15 protein-coding genes, 1 tRNA gene and 1 pseudogene are annotated in these 15,215 nt (G+C 68.1%); 10 read left to right on the top strand and 7 right to left on the bottom strand.

Features of this window, described 5'->3' with window-relative positions:
- The 3 genes and pseudogenes from O3Q52_RS32365 to O3Q52_RS32355 all read left to right on the top strand — a co-directional run.
- Positions 1-339 (top strand): annotated as a pseudogene (locus O3Q52_RS32365) (hypothetical protein); the annotation flags it as partial.
- A gap of 70 nt (positions 340-409) precedes the next feature.
- Positions 410-1,072 carry a hypothetical protein gene (locus O3Q52_RS32360; protein ID WP_269652238.1) on the top strand — a complete coding sequence of 221 codons (663 nt, stop codon included), beginning with the start codon at positions 410-412 and terminating at the stop codon, positions 1,070-1,072.
- A 227-nt stretch (positions 1,073-1,299) separates the two neighbouring features.
- A complete protein-coding gene (locus O3Q52_RS32355; protein WP_269652237.1) occupies positions 1,300-2,100 on the top strand; it encodes a phosphoadenosine phosphosulfate reductase in 801 nt (266 codons plus the stop codon).
- 114 nt (positions 2,101-2,214) lie between these two features.
- Here O3Q52_RS32355 and O3Q52_RS32350 read toward each other — a convergent pair whose 3' ends face one another.
- The 3 genes from O3Q52_RS32350 to O3Q52_RS32340 form a co-directional block, all read right to left on the bottom strand.
- On the bottom strand, positions 2,215-3,066 hold the full coding sequence (locus tag O3Q52_RS32350; protein ID WP_269652236.1) for a hypothetical protein: 852 nt from the start codon (positions 3,064-3,066) through the stop codon (positions 2,215-2,217).
- Positions 3,067-3,125: 59 nt separating this feature from the next.
- Positions 3,126-4,568 (bottom strand): DNA phosphorothioation-associated putative methyltransferase, encoded by a 1,443-nt coding sequence (locus tag O3Q52_RS32345; RefSeq protein ID WP_119580279.1) that lies wholly within the window; start codon positions 4,566-4,568, stop codon positions 3,126-3,128.
- 258 nt (positions 4,569-4,826) lie between these two features.
- Positions 4,827-5,297, bottom strand: a complete 471-nt coding sequence (locus O3Q52_RS32340; RefSeq protein ID WP_269652235.1) for an NUDIX hydrolase — start codon at positions 5,295-5,297, stop codon at positions 4,827-4,829.
- Positions 5,298-5,506: 209 nt separating this feature from the next.
- On the opposite strand from O3Q52_RS32340, the gene O3Q52_RS32335 reads away from it, so the two are divergent.
- Entirely contained in the window at positions 5,507-6,391 is an 885-nt protein-coding gene (locus O3Q52_RS32335; protein WP_269652234.1) for a hypothetical protein, read from the top strand.
- A 3-nt stretch (positions 6,392-6,394) separates the two neighbouring features.
- Here O3Q52_RS32335 and O3Q52_RS32330 read toward each other — a convergent pair whose 3' ends face one another.
- From O3Q52_RS32330 to O3Q52_RS32320, 3 genes are all read right to left on the bottom strand, one after another.
- Complete coding sequence (locus O3Q52_RS32330) at positions 6,395-6,850, bottom strand: NUDIX domain-containing protein (protein ID WP_119580278.1); 456 nt, start codon at positions 6,848-6,850, stop codon at positions 6,395-6,397.
- A gap of 192 nt (positions 6,851-7,042) precedes the next feature.
- A complete protein-coding gene (locus O3Q52_RS32325; RefSeq protein WP_269652233.1) occupies positions 7,043-7,690 on the bottom strand; it encodes an HAD family hydrolase in 648 nt (215 codons plus the stop codon).
- A gap of 619 nt (positions 7,691-8,309) precedes the next feature.
- Complete coding sequence (locus O3Q52_RS32320; RefSeq protein WP_269652232.1) at positions 8,310-9,200, bottom strand: DUF5655 domain-containing protein; 891 nt, start codon at positions 9,198-9,200, stop codon at positions 8,310-8,312.
- Positions 9,201-9,412: 212 nt separating this feature from the next.
- Between O3Q52_RS32320 and O3Q52_RS32315 the strand changes: the two genes are divergently transcribed.
- The 4 genes from O3Q52_RS32315 to O3Q52_RS32300 all read left to right on the top strand — a co-directional run bounded on the left by O3Q52_RS32315 (position 9,413) and on the right by O3Q52_RS32300 (position 12,021).
- A tRNA-Arg gene (locus tag O3Q52_RS32315) sits at positions 9,413-9,482 on the top strand.
- A 206-nt stretch (positions 9,483-9,688) separates the two neighbouring features.
- Positions 9,689-9,811, top strand: a complete 123-nt coding sequence (locus tag O3Q52_RS32310; protein ID WP_269652231.1) for a hypothetical protein — start codon at positions 9,689-9,691, stop codon at positions 9,809-9,811.
- Between the two features lie 51 nt (positions 9,812-9,862).
- The gene (locus O3Q52_RS32305) at positions 9,863-10,888 is read left to right on the top strand and encodes a hypothetical protein (RefSeq protein WP_269652230.1); all 1,026 of its coding nucleotides are present in this window, start codon (positions 9,863-9,865) and stop codon (positions 10,886-10,888) included.
- A gap of 215 nt (positions 10,889-11,103) precedes the next feature.
- Complete coding sequence (locus tag O3Q52_RS32300) at positions 11,104-12,021, top strand: NADP-dependent oxidoreductase (RefSeq protein ID WP_269652229.1); 918 nt, start codon at positions 11,104-11,106, stop codon at positions 12,019-12,021.
- 108 nt (positions 12,022-12,129) lie between these two features.
- Here the strand turns inward: O3Q52_RS32300 and O3Q52_RS32295 are convergent, their stop codons facing one another.
- A complete protein-coding gene (locus O3Q52_RS32295; RefSeq protein ID WP_269652228.1) occupies positions 12,130-12,339 on the bottom strand; it encodes a hypothetical protein in 210 nt (69 codons plus the stop codon).
- Between the two features lie 570 nt (positions 12,340-12,909).
- Here O3Q52_RS32295 and O3Q52_RS32290 point away from each other — a divergent pair.
- Both O3Q52_RS32290 and O3Q52_RS32285 read left to right on the top strand, forming a co-directional pair.
- The gene (locus O3Q52_RS32290; RefSeq protein ID WP_269652227.1) at positions 12,910-14,343 is read left to right on the top strand and encodes a histidine-type phosphatase; all 1,434 of its coding nucleotides are present in this window, start codon (positions 12,910-12,912) and stop codon (positions 14,341-14,343) included.
- A 31-nt stretch (positions 14,344-14,374) separates the two neighbouring features.
- A partial coding sequence (locus O3Q52_RS32285; RefSeq protein ID WP_269652226.1) for a serine/threonine-protein kinase occupies positions 14,375-15,215 on the top strand: 841 nt, incomplete at its 3' end.

The raw sequence follows: 15,215 nt of genomic DNA, 5'->3' as shown, positions 1-15,215 counted from the left end.
TTCGCGCTCTACAGCGGCCGAACACGATTCACCTCCCCTGTTGAGGCCGGCATCATCCAGGACCTTGCCATGCTCGATGTCCCGGCAGGTTTGGCGGAGCACGACTTCAACACGGCGGTCGAGGCTCGGTTGCACGCCATCCCAGAACTCCACAAGCTGCTCGTCGGCGAGCGCCTCAGCAACATCGAGCTCCAGAAGGCCATCGTGGAACGGACAGGAGACCCGGAAGACCAGGCGCGGAGGACGACGGAGACCCTCGCGGCCTGGCTGCAGCACTTCGGGCGCTATTACACCGAGGTGGGCTCGTGGGAGCTGCGGCCAGGACGGGAGCACATCTAAGATCTGCGTGCACGGCGTAGAGCGGCGGAGCAACTCCCCCGCTCATCGCCACCCCACGGAGACGAAGGTGATGGGAAGGCCCCTCATGGCACAGGTGCGCATCCCGTTCCTGCTGGGCCATGCCGAAATTGCCTCCCTCTATCAAGTGGAGCGCCAAACATCGCAGAAATGGCGGACAGAGGGCGCCCTCGCCGCACCTGACCTGGTCGCGTCCGGCAACCCGTACTGGCTGCTGGCGACGGTAATGCGGCTAGACGGCGTCGGCGACCGCCACGTGGCGCGAGACCGGCTGGCCTCCTACAAGACCAGCATCCCCCGCGGCTACGAGGTCCAGGACAAGGAGGAACTGCCCGTCATTCTCGGCATCCAGGAGGCCGCCCGCGTCCTCGCGCGGGACGCGCAGGCGATCTCCCGATGGCGTAACCGGCGACAGATCGCCGAGGCTGACTTGACCCTCTCCGGGTCCCCTCTCTGGCTCCTGGAGACCATCGTGGATGATGCGCAGCAGCGGCAGCGCACCATCCTCTCGTCCGAGGTCGAGCTGCTGCGTACAGGCCACCGCGCCCCGCAGAAACCACGTGGGCGCAGGCAAAGAGAGCCCCTCTCTCGGCCGCCACACAAGGCCCCGCCCGCAGCACGAACATTCACTGGTGCCGACCAAGTAGCCGCGGCCGAGTTCCTGGCAGCAGTCCTGGCAGAGGGACACTCTGTGGTCATCGAGCCGCGACCTTAGTCGGCCTCCCCCTACCTGACTGGCACGGATCCCGGGACGCGATATCGCCTCTAGGCAGTGTTCGCCGACAGCTGCGAGAGAAACACTTGATACCTCGCCCTAGAGTCCATACTGTCTCTCACATGCCGATCTTGTCACGCACTCCCGGAGCCCACCACGACAACCCGACGGAAACGGGCCCACGGGCCGTTCTCGACCTGGCCGCTCACCAGTCAAGTGAATGCCCGATGAGGGTCATCTCCTACGGAGGCGGAGTCCAGTCGACCGCGCTGCTGGTGCTGGCCGCCCAGCGCGAGATCGACTTCTCCACCTTCCTCTTCGCCAACGTCGGGGACGACAGCGAGCACCCGGCGACCCTCGCGTACGTTCGCGAGATCGCCATCCCTTATGCCGAGCATGCGGGACTGGGCATCCACGAGCTCAAGCGACGCCGCCGCGACGGGGCCACGGAAACTCTCATGCAGCGGCTGAACCGGCCAGATACCCGGTCGATCCCCATCCCGGTCCGTATGGCCAACGGCGCTCCTGGCCGTCGCAACTGCACCGCTGACTTCAAGATCAAGGTGGTCGGGCGGTGGCTTCGGGAGCATGGCGCCACCGCGAAGGCACCGGCGGCGGTCGGCATCGGCATTTCGCTCGACGAAATTCATCGCGCCAACCGTCGGCGGAGGGAAACCCACGAGGTCATCGAGTACCCCCTCCTCGACCTCGGGCTGCGCCGAGACGACTGCGAGCGCGTCATCGCCGAGGCCGGCCTGCCAGTACCGCCCAAGAGTTCCTGCTTCTTCTGCCCCTTCCGAACCGTCGACGCCTGGCGTCACCAGCGCAGGCACGAGCCCGAGTTGTTCGCTCGGTCGGTCCGGCTCGAGGAGACAATCAACCGCCGACGGGCCGCGCTCGGCCGGGATGACGTCTATCTCACGAGGTACGGCGTCCCGCTCACACAGGCCATCCCCGATGAGAGCCCCGGGGAAGGTGACGTCGATGACGATGAGGGAGCGTGTGACTCCGGCTGGTGCATGACCTGATACGTACCGAGCAAGCCACGATGGGTGGGGCCCGAAGCCATGACTTCGGGCCCCACCCATCGTTTGCCCCTGGGATGCCGACGTGGCCGCCACAGGGCACTGCAGGTGCCGGAATTACAGCTCGGGCGGCTCGCCAGGCTGAAGGTGGAGGACGGCGAGGTATTCGCCGTAGGGCATTTCTTCGTCCACCCATCGGCTGCCGCCTGCAGAGTCGGGAATCCACATGCCGTCGAGAAGGTACTTGTCGTCGAAGACAGCGACGCGGTTTTCCTTCACCGCCGCGGTCATCAGCAGCTGGATCCCCAGCAGCAGTACAGTGGAGGCTTCCTTGGCCGCACAGACCTCGGCGTGTCCGGTGGGAAAGACCTTTCCGTCATCGTCGCTTCCCGGCTCGGGGATGGCGGCGCGACCCCGGACGGCCATCTCATGCAGGACAATCGCCTGGGTCACCGCTGCCGCCACCGAGGGGCCAGTGCCCGGCACGTCGTCCGAGGCATGCGTCCACAAATGGTCGGCGACCGCATGCGCGTGCACCGGCCACGCGTCGGCGTGGTGCTGCAACTGCTGCTCAGCGGCCTCCACCGCCAGACCAGGCTCCGCGGTGTCCGGGTACAGCAGGCGGACGAACCCTTCGAGTGCTGCGCGCAGGTAGCCGAGACGGATCTGGTGCTGCTGCCACTCCTCCATCATCTCGGTCCAGACGGCGTCGAAGTCGAGGCCCGCTGAGCACATGCCGCCGCCGTCGTAGGACATGTCGAACGTCACCGTGCGCAGGCCCTGGGCGAGACGCAGCCACTTGTAGGCCGTGTCCCAGCCGTTCTGCGCCCCGGGGGCTCCTGTGACGGCGGAGGCATGCTCCACCCAGTCGGTGAGTTCACGGACATGGTCCTCGGGCTCGGACAGCGCGAGGGTGGACAGCGTTCGGTATGAGGGCAGGCAGGAGCCCTCCATCCGGATGGTGGTCATGGGTGGAGCGTGGCACACGGCACTGACAATCACTGCGGTGCCGAGAGCCGGAGCGAGGCTCAGGTGCTGGTGGTGCGCCGTACGAGCCTGTGGCCACGCAACTCCCGCTCGCAGCGAACGAGTTCGCGCTTCCATCCCTCTTCTGTGCCGATCAGGTGCGGGCTCTCGTAAAGACCGGCGCGGACCTCGGCGTCCGTGAGCCTCCGGTACTTGGGTGCGTCGGGATCATCCTCGGCAAGGAACTCGTGCTTGCGGTGCAGCAGGGGACGGTTGGTGGAGTCCGCGTACGAGGTGAAGGAGGACTTGAGGGTCTTCAGGTCGACGGCGTACGAGGCCGCGATTCGCGGGTGGGGATCCGCGTCGAACTCGGGATAGTCGAGCCAGCTGACCCCGCGGCCCTGATGGCGGAGCTTGACGACAGACCACTCGCCAGGACGGCCGGCGGCAATGCTCGCGCACTGCTCGTACAGGCGCAGCACGGCCGGGATCCGATGGAGTGCGCGGCGGTGAACGTACAGGGCGGTCGCGGTGAACTTGCCGGCGATCGATCCGTTCATCGCCCGGCGGACGTAGGCGTCGTCGCGCAGTTTGAACAGCAGTCGATCCGCTCGGTGGCACGCCTCGGTGTACGACGGGAAGAAGGCACGGATGTCCAGTTGAACTGGCAGGGGCAGACTACTGACCGGACCCCGGCCGTGAAACAGCTCCAGCGCGAGGAACTGCAGTGTGTCGAGGGCTCCGCGCTCGGCGCTTCGTTCTACCTTCGCGCGGTCGGCTTCCTGCTCGGCAAGGCGCCTGAGTTCAGCGGGGCGCAGGTGGCCAAGGAGGCTGATGATGGGCTGCGGCATTTCCTCCAGCTGAGGCATCCTGCCGCGCTGTTCGAGATGATCGACGACCGAGGCGATCGCCGAGGCGGTGTCCTCGGACGCCAGCCACCCCCCGTCAGGAGCGACCTGTCGGGCGAGGTAACTCAGGCGGGCCGCATCGTCCTTGAACGCGTAAACGATGCCGGGCGCCGCCGACACGCAGCGGACGCCGGTGGCCTCCTCGACGTAGTCGCGCAGCTCGCCAGCGGCGTAGAGGCGCTGGAAGGTGCGGCGCTGCGTGAGAATGCCGTCGCCGTACTCCGCGCCTTTGATCTGGTTGCGCTCCCACCTCAGCCGCGCGGACACGACCAGCACCGATTTAGCGAGGTCCCAGGCTCGAAGGAGCGTCTCGCGTCGTTCGACGGGATTCTCAATGACGTTCAGGACGTAGGTGAGAAGGACCACCTCGGCCGGCTCACGCCGCCCGTCCGGGAAGTGGACCGGGTCCCACCCCGCGGCGTCGAGGCCGAGGTGCTGCAATGCCCGTACATCGCCGCCACGTCCGCACCCGTAGTCCAGTACTCCCGTGTCGGGTTCCAGCTGGAGGTCGCCGACGGCGCGACGAGCCGGCAGCGAGAGGCCAACTCGGCCGATCGCGGTCTGATGCCTCTGGCTGCTCCACAGCTGCTGTGTCATCGGCGTCCCCTGATTCCACGGACAGGCCAGCATGCGACAGCACCGAACCTTAACTGACACCCGATCCGGCGACCCGGCTTACGCGGAGTCGCACCTCCCAGCTGACCTCGGATGACGCTGCTCTCGTCACGATTGCGGGCGTGGCGGGTCGTCCACATGACGACGCCGAGGGGTCTGCCCGTATTACGCCTGAAGCCAGCAGGAGGGCGCGACGGCCGCGCAGGTGACCCGGATCTCCGAAGAGGTGTGCCGCTCGCTTCAGCGCAGGGTGATGGGGCACTTGGGCACGCCGTTGGCGAGTAACCCGGCAATCAGGCCGAGGAGGCCGTCGGGATAGATCGTCTCTGGCGTCTCCCGCAGTTCTTGCAGCGTCCACCAGCGGTGGGCCTGGACGTTGTCGGGCTGAGTGGCTCGGGCCGGGTCGGCATCCGCGGGCTCAAGGTGGGCTAGAAAGTACCGCTCAACCTGCCGGACTGCCCGCCCGCCGACGGTTTGCTCCTGGCTGCGCTGGGCCAGCTGCGTGCCTAGCGCGACGTTCTTTTCATCGACGCCGAGTTCTTCGCGCAGTTCGCGGAGCGCGGCAGCAGCGTGGTCCTCCCCTGCCTCCAGGGCGCCGCCGGGGGTGGCCCAGTAGCTTCCGCCCTCGTCGTGGTGGTGCAGCAGCAGGACCCGCTGGGCATCGTCGAGGGCGACGACGCGGGCGGCTTCCCGCAAGGGTGGGCTGATCATGTCGGCCATTGTGGCGTTCAGGCCCTCTCTCGACGAGACGGTCCCCCACTCACACTGTGTTCTGATCTCGTGCCGGGAAGGGCGCGAGTGCGTGGGCAGGTGCGTGCAGCTCGGCCGCACGGAGGACGTCAACACCTGGCGCAGCCGGACAGAGCGAGGTGCCCGAATATCTCGGGATCCGGCCCCGTGTGGTTGCTACGGTCCCGTACATGACGCTGCCTGTGCCTCGTGCTGTTGATCTGCGCAGGGAATCGCTCGATGGAGTGCTGGACCGTGTGGAGCGGTCGCTGCAGGTGCGTCTCGATCGGGAGACGGTGGTGTGCAAGCGCCGTACGGTCGGGGCTCGGACGGACCGCGACAGCTGGGTGCGCGTCGAGCGGCGGGGGTTCGACCGGATCGGGGCCCAGGGGTGGAATGGCCCTGAATCCGCTGCTGTCCTGAGCGGAGTCGTCATGCCCTCGTGGTACGCAGGGTTCTCGTGGCGCGAGCCGGGTGAACCGGTGATGTGGCGGGCGGATGAGATGGAACTGGTCAACGCCGCGCCTGTCGGGCAAGCCGCTCTTGTGATCGAAGATCCTCGTCTCCCGGATGCGTGGTGGTCCGCGCTGAGCGCTTCCCTAGACGCGCTCGCTACCCAGTCCGCACCCCGTGTCGCCACGCCCAACACCGAAACCATCACGCAGGAACTGGTGACAAGAGCCCTCGGGGAAGTCTTTCCCGAGGTGACCGACACCATGGTGGAGGAGTGGCGGCCGGCCCATGCCGACCTGACGTGGGCGAACGTGACCGGACCGGAGTTCTGCATGATCGACTGGGAGGACTGGGGCATGGCGCCACGCGGACTGGACGCAGCCACGCTATGGGGCCATTCCCTCGCCGTCCCGGCCCTGGCGGAGCGTGTGTGGAGCGAACGTCGGCCGGACTTGGAGAGCAGGTCCGGCCTGCTGATGGCTCTGCTCTTCTGCGCGAAGGTCGCAGGGTCGCACGCGCACCCCGAGGATCCCCGGCTGGAGCCGGCCAGGAAGGAAGCTGCGCGGCTCATTGCTGAGCTTCACGACGCCGGCCAACGCCCCCGCGGCAGCCGCCCGCACTGACCGTCATCCGGCCTCTGGCCAACCGTCGAACGAAAGGATCGGGCCCCCATCCAGGTACCGCTGCACGGCGACCAGCGTCGTGTTCGTGAAGGGCTGCGGAAGGTCGTCCGGAGGCACCCAGGCGATGGTGTCGTGCTTGTGCGGTTCCGCATTGTGGGGAGTTCCGCTCCACCGGTCGGTATGGAAGATCAGGGCCATGAACATCCCCGGAACCTCCGCTCCCCAGGAGCCGTGGACGACGTGGACCAGGCGTAGGTCCGCCTCGGCGGCCACGACGCCCGTCTCCTCCTTCAGTTCCCGTACAGCGGTCGCGGTGATCGGTTCACGGGGCTCACCCTTGCCACTGGGGACGTCCCACTCGCCAGGCGCGAAATCCAAGTGCGCGCTCCGCCGCAGGACGAGGAGTCTGCCGCTGTCCGGATCCGTGACGAGAACAGCGGCGATGAGCCGCGTCGTCATCGGTTCGCTCTTCCACCGGGCTGCCGGCTGATTCGACTCAGTCAAATCGCCTTCCTCCAAACGATCTCGAGCTGTGGGCGCGATACACCCAGCACAGGGGATCGGTCAGTCTGCCGCAGCAGCCGTTTGGGCCGCCTCGATTTTTTCGCGCTCGGGTCTTGTTGAGACCCTGGGGCGGGCTCGTGGCGTCTATCACGTCGTGCTGATAACGAAGTTGATCGCGGAGGAGACATCGCCGGCAACATGAGTAGGTCGGTAGGCGTCCTGGAGCCACCGCCGCCCACCCGACACCCACACGCTTCGAAGACCGAGCGCATTCGCGCCCGCGATGTCGGCGTGCGGTGAATCACCGATGATCCATCCGCCAACGAGGGGAGCTCCGACGGCTTCCGCCGCCGCGTGGAAGATCTCCGGGCCCGGCTTCACATGCCCGACGTGTTCGGAGATCACCCAGCCCTGGACGAGCCGGTCAAGCCCCGTGTTGCGGATCTTCGCTTCCTGCTGCACGGTCCGGCCGTTGGTGACGATCACGCAGGTCCAGCCGCGGGACAGCGCCTTGGCGAGCGCCTCGCGAGTGGTCCCGGCCAGTACGACGCGATCAGCCGCGCCACGGTCAAAAAGAGTCCGGATAGCACTCTCAGGAAGCGCCGCCCCATAGCGGTCCGCCATGGCCTCGGCGACAGCGGGTTTGGGTGTGTAGCCGCTCGCGTCGAGGGTCATCAGCCAGTCGATGTCGGTTTCAGGCAGCGCATGCTCCGCCAGGAGAGCGGTCGCCGCGGCCCTGAAGGCGGCGTCGCGGTCTACCAATGTGTTGTCGAGATCCAGCATCAGCAGCTGCATGAGCGGCAGTAGACCACGAGCCATAGCCTCCGGGCAGGTGGGTTTCCCTGCCGCAAACCGCGTGATCTCAAGATGAACCAACGTAGGTGGTCGCGCCCGGACTGGCCTTCGAACCGGACCGACGTCAGTGCGAGAGCCGGGCATCCACGAGTAGGCGCACACGATGAACGCTCCGTACCGGAGTCACTCGACGAGTTCGGCCGGGGCCTGCCTCCGGGCGCTTGACCCTGCCCCGACACATCGGCTCGGGCCCGCACGACGAGTACGGCCTAGCCGCCGCACCGTCGACTGACCAGCATCGGTCGGCGCGGTCGGTGACGGCTTCGGTCCCCTCCGGTCCCCGATGGCTCAGGGAGGGTGCGGGCTGGCATCGCAGGCCGCCCGGCACCCGAAGCACCGCTGACGATTGCGGCGAGCTGATGACGGCTCGGGCAGGTGAACGCAGCCTGCTTCGAAGCGGGGCAACATAGCGCGGGATCGCCGGTTGGCCAAACCGGCGATCCCGCGCATCATTGGTGATCCACCGCCATTACCTGCCCGTACGTCGGAAGGCACGATCACCACAACATCCGCAGCAGCCCAGCCCCGTACGCCCTCACGTCACAAACACACCGGACGGCTACGCCGCCGCGTAGCTGGCGCGGAAGAGGTCCACGGCCCGCTCCATGTCCCGCTCGGATCGCAACTGCACCTCCAGGTCGCCCGTGCCGTGGTGGCCGAGCCCCGTCACATCCCGAGTGAAGCCAGGTATGAGGTCGACCTCCTTCGGGTCGGCCTTGAGATAGACGAGGAGCTTGGTCTTCTGCGGCGGGCAAACGCAGGCGAAGTTCCGCAGGCGCTGATACGCCCGGTACTGCTTGCGCTGCACCCGGCTGACGCCGTCCCCGAGGCCGAGCAGCACTTCATCAACCGCCTCCGCCAGCTCCGCCAGCGCACCGCCCTGCTCTCGGGCGGGTGGCAGCCCGGCCGCGCTCCGGCGAACCCGCCGCGCGGCCGGCGTCCGCCCGGTGACGGAAGCCACGGTCTCAAGTCCAATCAGGTCCTTGCCGAAGAACCGGTAGCGGACCAGGTCGATGCTGCGCCTGTGCTCGCGTACGGCGTGCCCGTCGTAGCGGGTGAAATCGCCGGCGACACAGATCAGCCGGGGTGCGCTCCACAGCACCTGGGACGCGGCCGATACCCCGAGCCGGTCGCGGACCAGGTTCCGGAAGGCGTCCTTGTGTGCCATCAGCCACGCCATGTAATACAGGCCCTGATTGATCACGCCGGCCGCGGTGCCGCGCTTGAACTCCACGACCACCGGCGCCCCGTTCTCATCGAGCCCCAGCGAATCGATCCGGCCGCCGTCAGCACAGTCGATGACGTACTCGCTCGCCAGGAACCGCACCCCCAGCATCGTCTCCATGTGCGCCTCGACGAGGCCCTGCACATCCGCCTCGACCTCGGCAAGACGCGGCGCGACCTCCGTCACGCCGCCATTCGTCGTGTGGAACAGCTTCAGGCCCGACACCTTCCCCTCCTCGGCTCGAAGATCGAGAACGCAGGAGAGGGGTAGATCTATTTCCGCGCGGGCGCACCGAACAGTGAGGAGACGTGAGACGGTGACCACCTGGCACAGTCGGGAACCCCTGCATCCCATCCATCCCAGAGGTGCCTTCATCCCACATACGTCCCACAAAACCCCTGACAGCGTGTCAGTGAGGAAGAAAGTGGCAGGTCAAAGCACCTGCCGACGAGATACGCCAGGCGCCTTCTAAGCGCTTGGCCGCAGGTTCGAGTCCTGCCGGGGGCGCCCATCCCCGCCCTCCCGTCCGGGAGGGCTTTTTTGCTGTTCAGGTCACGTGCGGCCCGATACAGAAGAGCGCCGTCACATGTCGACCGCGCTCGCGGGGTTCGGGCTCGCGTGCCGTTGTGGGCGGGGGCCTGCGGCCACCGGGCAGGCCGCACAGCTCATGAATTCGGCAGCGGACCGAGTCGAGTGCTGAAAAGCTGGCCTGCGTGCTGTTGACCGGCCTCGAGGGAGACTCGTACCTGGTGATCGGCGGCCAGCGGGTCCTGCCCCTGTGGGAGGGCGGGGACGATGCGCTGACCGCGTTGTTCACCGAGGTGGAACAGCGATGAGGGGACGGGCACAGCCACGAGGGGGTCCCCGAGGTCTTCTACGCCACGACGGTGGAGTCGCTGCGGGAGCGACTGCAGGTGCAAGACTTCACTGCCGCCCAGGCCCGCAGAAGATTCGCCGAGCGACTCGCAAGTTGGGCCCGCGATCCCGTCCATGGAGACCGATGGTCCGGCGAGGCGCCGGACGAACGCATGGTCGAGGACGAGATTCGCCAACGGTTGGCCGACGTGGGTGCGCCGTTTTGGGAAAACGTGCCGGATTCACACCCGCTGAATGCACTGTTTCGGGAGGACGAGGACTTCCGCAGTCTGACCCGCCTGCTCTTGGAGTGCGCACCCGAGCCACAGGCCGAGGTGCGCCTGGATCTGACCGAGATCGCTCAAGTGCATTTTGGCCCCCGCCACCCGGTGGCAAGCAGTGCGCGTGCCGCTCAACTGGACAGGCTCGACAGGGACGCGCCGCTGCTGGTTCTCACAGAAGGAACCACTGACGCACGCCTCTTGGCCGCCGGCATGGAGGTGACCCACCCGTACCTGAATGGATTCGTGACGTTCTTCGACTTCGCGACGCCGGGAGCGGAGGGAGGAGTCGCGCAGCTGGCAAAGACCGTGTCGGCTTTCGCGGCAGCCGGCGTTGCCAATCGGTTCGTCGCCCTGGCTGACAACGACACCGAAAGCCACGCCGGGCTGGCAAAACTGAAGTCGCAGCCTCTACCGGAGCGATGTCGCGTACTGCACTACCCGTCGCTGCCGTTCCTTCGGACCTACCCCACTCTCGGTCCCTACACCGATGAACCGGTCCTGACGGACATCAACGGAACGGCCGGCTCGTTGGAGATGTATCTGGGAAGGGACGCCCTTCAGGGAGACGCCGACCGCCTGTTGCCCGTGCAGTGGCGATCGTGGAATCCCAGGCTGAGGCGCTATCAGGGAAGTCTGATCGATGCCGACAAACAGGCGGTCCAAGAGCGCTTTCGGCGCAAGGTGGAGGCCCATCGGGCTGGTGACGCCACCGGCGATGAGGACTGGAGCGGAATCCGGGCCATCATCGACACCATCGTCAACGCCTTCGAATGACTACCTTTTGCCGGTCGGACGAAGGCCCGCGTACTCGCGCGGCACGGTGCGGTCGGGCCACAAGCGCGTTGTCGGGGCGGGCGATGTCGCCGGCGGCATTCTTGGGAATACCGCTCCGCCCTGGGCCATTGAATGGCACGGCCCGGTCGATGTGCATCCAGCCGGCGCGAGGCCGCCCGAGCCCTGTCCGAGCGAGGAAGTGCGGTGATCACGCGATGAAAGCGGTGCGGTTCCATACGTACGGCGGGATCGATGTGCTGCGGGTGGAGGAGGTGACGCGGCCCGCGCCCGGCCCCGGGCAAGTGCTGGTCGAGGTCCGCGCGGCCGGGATCCAACCGGGCGAGGTGATGATCCGCGAGGGCGCTCGGCACGACCGCTGGCCGGCGACGTTCCCGTCCGGGCAGGGCAGCGACCTTGCCGGAGTCGTGGTGGAGATCGGCACGCAAGCACGCGGTTTCGGAGTGGGCGATGAGGTCCTGGGGTTCACTCACAATCGGGCGAGCCACGCGGAGTTGGTCGTGGTCGACGACGTGAATCTGGTGTCGCGTCCCGCGGGGCTCTCCTGGGACGTGGCCGGTTCGCTGTACGTGGCGGGCACGACCGCATACGCCACCGTGTTCGCGGTGGACCCCGAACCGGCCGACACGGTCGTGGTGTCCGGTGCGGCGGGCGGTGTCGGATCCCTTGCCGTCCAGCTCGCGCGGCGGCGCGGCGCAACGGTGATCGGGCTGGCGAGCGAGCGGAACCACGCCTGGTTGAAGGAGCACGGTGTCGTCCCGGTCACGTACGGGGAGGGCGTGGCCGAACGGATCCGGCAGGCCTCCGGCGGGAACGTCGACGCGTTCATCGACACGTTCGGCGACGGCTACGTGGACCTGGCGGTGGAGCTGGGCGTGCGCCCCGAGCGGATCAACACGATCCGCGATTGGCAGGCCGCGGCCAGAATCGGTGCGCGAACCTACGGAGAAGGCTCGGCGGCGAGCGCGGTCGTGCTCGGCGAGTTGGCCCGGCTTGCCGCTCGCGACGAGCTGGATGTGCCGATCGCCCGCACCTACCCGCTGGAACAGGTGCGCGACGCGTTCCGCGAGCTGGAACGACGGCAGACCCACGGCAAGATCGTGCTCCGGCCGTAGCTCCCACTGTCCGGGGCGACCATCGAGCGGGCGCCCCGGAGGCCGACCGCTGCAGCAGCAGTCCGAACAGGCTCACCGTGCCCGCGTAGAGCCCCACCACACACCCCGTCAGGCCGAGGCGAGGAAAGGCAGAGCGACCACCAGAAACGAGATCAGCCCCTGGGGATGCCGTTCCGGGCGGGGGTACGAACCGGTCGGCAGCACGAACGCAGTGGTCGCCAGGCCCATGGCCACCGTGCCGATCCACAGCGTCCACGCGATCCGCTTCCTCGCAGGATGTTCCGCCGCACCCTCGGCCGCCCCCGCCGGTCCGCTCATCCCCACCCCACGGCCTTGCGGCGCTGTACTCCGTCGTCCGGGCACAGTTCGCCGTTCCCCCGCTGCTCCTGCCGAATTTCCCCTGATCAAGAGCTTGTTCGTCACCGTAGCGAGACGGCTGCCGACCGCGTCGCGGGAGTTCGTGACCGACAGAGAGTGACCGCTGTTGTCCCGGACGTGCACGAGGATGCGCGCTGAGCGGACCCAGGATCCAAGTTGGCTCGAACTCGTCGGAGAGCCCATCCGCGCGGGTCGGTGTCCACAGCCCCAGGACGCGAAACAGCATGGCGTGTCCGCCTGGCCCAGCCGCTGACCGGTTGGGAATCGAACGACGGCCCCCGCGACGGAATGCGCCGCCCAGAAGCGGGTGCATCCACCCACACCCACCCTTGACCAGCCCATGGTCCCCCCATGGACCACCGGTCGGAAACGAGCCACGCCTCGGTCACCCGGTGTTGGCCCGCGGCGGAAACGATGCGGCGGATCGTTCGATCCCCTCCCACAGGCCGCAACTCCGGACACGGCCTCCCCGCCCGACGAAACGACGGCCCACCCATGAAGCGACGACCCATGAGACGCCTCTCCCCCGGTCTTGCCCCCGGCGTCACCCCCGCCCTCGCCCTCGCCCTGTGCGCCCTCCTCTCCGGCGCGCTGCCCGCCCACGCCGCAAGCCACTCGACCAGGCATTCGACCGGCGGCTCGACAGGCAATTCGGCCGACGGGCACCGCGACAGCTACGGGACAAAGGCGTCGTACGAACCCGGCCAGAACCCGCGCACATACCAAGCCGCGCCCCGGGGATTCGAGCCGGTGTTCACGGAGAACGTCTCCCGGCACGGGTCCCGTGCCGCGACCGACAGCGAGGACGGGGACCTCGTCCTCAAGCTGTGGGACCGGGCGGCGAGCGAGGGGCAGCTGACCGAGGCGGGCAAGGAGTTCGGGCCCCAGGTGCGGGCGCTGCTCGACGCCATGGCCGAGGTCGGGTACGGAAACCTGAGCGGGCGCGGCAGGCAGGAGATACAGGAGACCGCCGTACGCATGGAGAAGCGGCTCCCGGGACTCTTCGCGCACATCGCGAAGGACGGCGAGCCGATCGACGTCGTCAGCTCCGGACAGGGCCGCGCGGTGGACAGCGCGGGCGAGTTCGCGACCGCGCTCACCAAGGCCGACCCCGCGCTGAAGCCGCTGATCGGGCCCGCCCGCGCCGACGAGGATCTGCTCTACTTCCACAAGGCCGCCGGGGGCGCCGCGTACCGCGACTACATCGACAACGACAAGCGGCTCGCGGACACCCTCAAGAGCGTCACCGACCAGCCGGCCACGCACCGCGCCGCCGTGAACGTACTGAAGAAGATCTTCAGGCCCGCGTTCGTCGCGCGAATCTCCGCGGGCGAGTTCTCGGACATCGGCAGCGACGTCGACGCGGCCGAGGCGGTCTACAACCTCTACGGGATCGCCCCCGCAATGAGCGCCGAGAGCCCCGGCGGCCGCGGCTGGCACATGGAGCGGTACATCGCGCCGCGCGACACCGCCTGGTTCGGGTATCTGAGCGACGCCGAGGACTTCTACGAGAAGGGCCCCGGATTCGCCGACAGCGACATCACCTACAAGATGGCCGGTGTCCTGCTCGACGACTTCTTCAAGAAGGCCGAGGCCAGGCGGGCCGGCACCAGCGACCTCGGCGCGGAACTGCGCTTCACCCACGCCGAGGAGATCATCCCGCTGGCCGCGCTGATGGGCCTGCCGGGCAGTACGAAGCCGGTGACCGCCCAGCACCCGTACACCTACGCCGGCAACCCCTGGCGCGGCGCGTCCGTGGCGCCGATGGCCGCGAACATCCAGTGGGACGTGTTCCGCAAGGGCCACACCTATCTCGTACGCATGCTCTACAACGAGAAGGAGACCGCGTTCAAGCAGGGCTGCCGCCCGGTGGCCAAGGGCAGCACGTTCTACGAGCTGAACGAACTGGAGCGCTGCTTCGGACGTACGCACCCGACGTCCTGAAGGCCGGGCGAGCCCCACTAATCTGTCCGCCATGAACGCATCGGGGGACATGGTCGACGGGCGGTTCGAGCTGCTCGCACGGCTCGGCAGCGGCGGTATGGGGACGGTGTGGCGGGCCCGCGACAGCGTGCTGCACCGGGAGGTCGCCCTCAAGGCCGTCCGGCACGACGCGGCGGCCTCCCACTCCGTCCGTGAGCGGGTGCTGCGCGAGGCGCGGGCGCTCGCCCGGATCAGCCACCCGAACGTCGTGATGATCCACCACATCATCGACGACGACCCGCACCCCTGGCTCGTCATGGAACTGGTGGACGGCGTCTCGCTCCAGGAGCGGCTGGCCGACGGCCCGTTGGCCCCCTCGGAGGCCGCCCCGCTCGGCCGCCAGGTGCTCGCCGCCCTGCGTGCGGCGGTCGCGGCGGGCATCCAGCACCGGGACGTCAAACCCGCCAACATCCTGCTGCGCGCCGACGGCTCCGCCGTACTCACCGACTTCGGAATCGCCGCCCTCCAGGGGTCGACCGCGCTGACGGCGACCGGCGAACTCATCGGCTCCCCCGAGTACATCGCCCCGGAGCGGATCCGCGGCAACGACGACGACCCGGCGTCCGACCTCTGGTCCCTGGGACTCGTCCTGTACGTCTGCGTGGAGGGCGTCAGCCCGCTGCGCCGCGGCACCACCCTGGGTACCCTCGCCGCCGTCCTCGACGAGGCCGTACCGCCGCCGGTGCGCTCCGGCCCGCTCTCACCCGTGCTCCAGGCCCTGCTCGTACGGGATCCGGCGGCCCGCCCCGACGCGGCGCGGCTGGACGCGATGCTCGCGCAGGTCGAGTCGGGTACGACTCCGGACTGGTCGCTGCCGACGGCCACGGCCCCGC

This window comes from Streptomyces sp. ActVer (assembly GCF_027270795.1).
Taxonomy (GTDB): domain Bacteria; phylum Actinomycetota; class Actinomycetes; order Streptomycetales; family Streptomycetaceae; genus Streptomyces; species Streptomyces umbrinus_A.
Note: the sequence above shows the minus strand (reverse complement) of the source record. Positions and strands in the feature narration are given on the sequence as shown.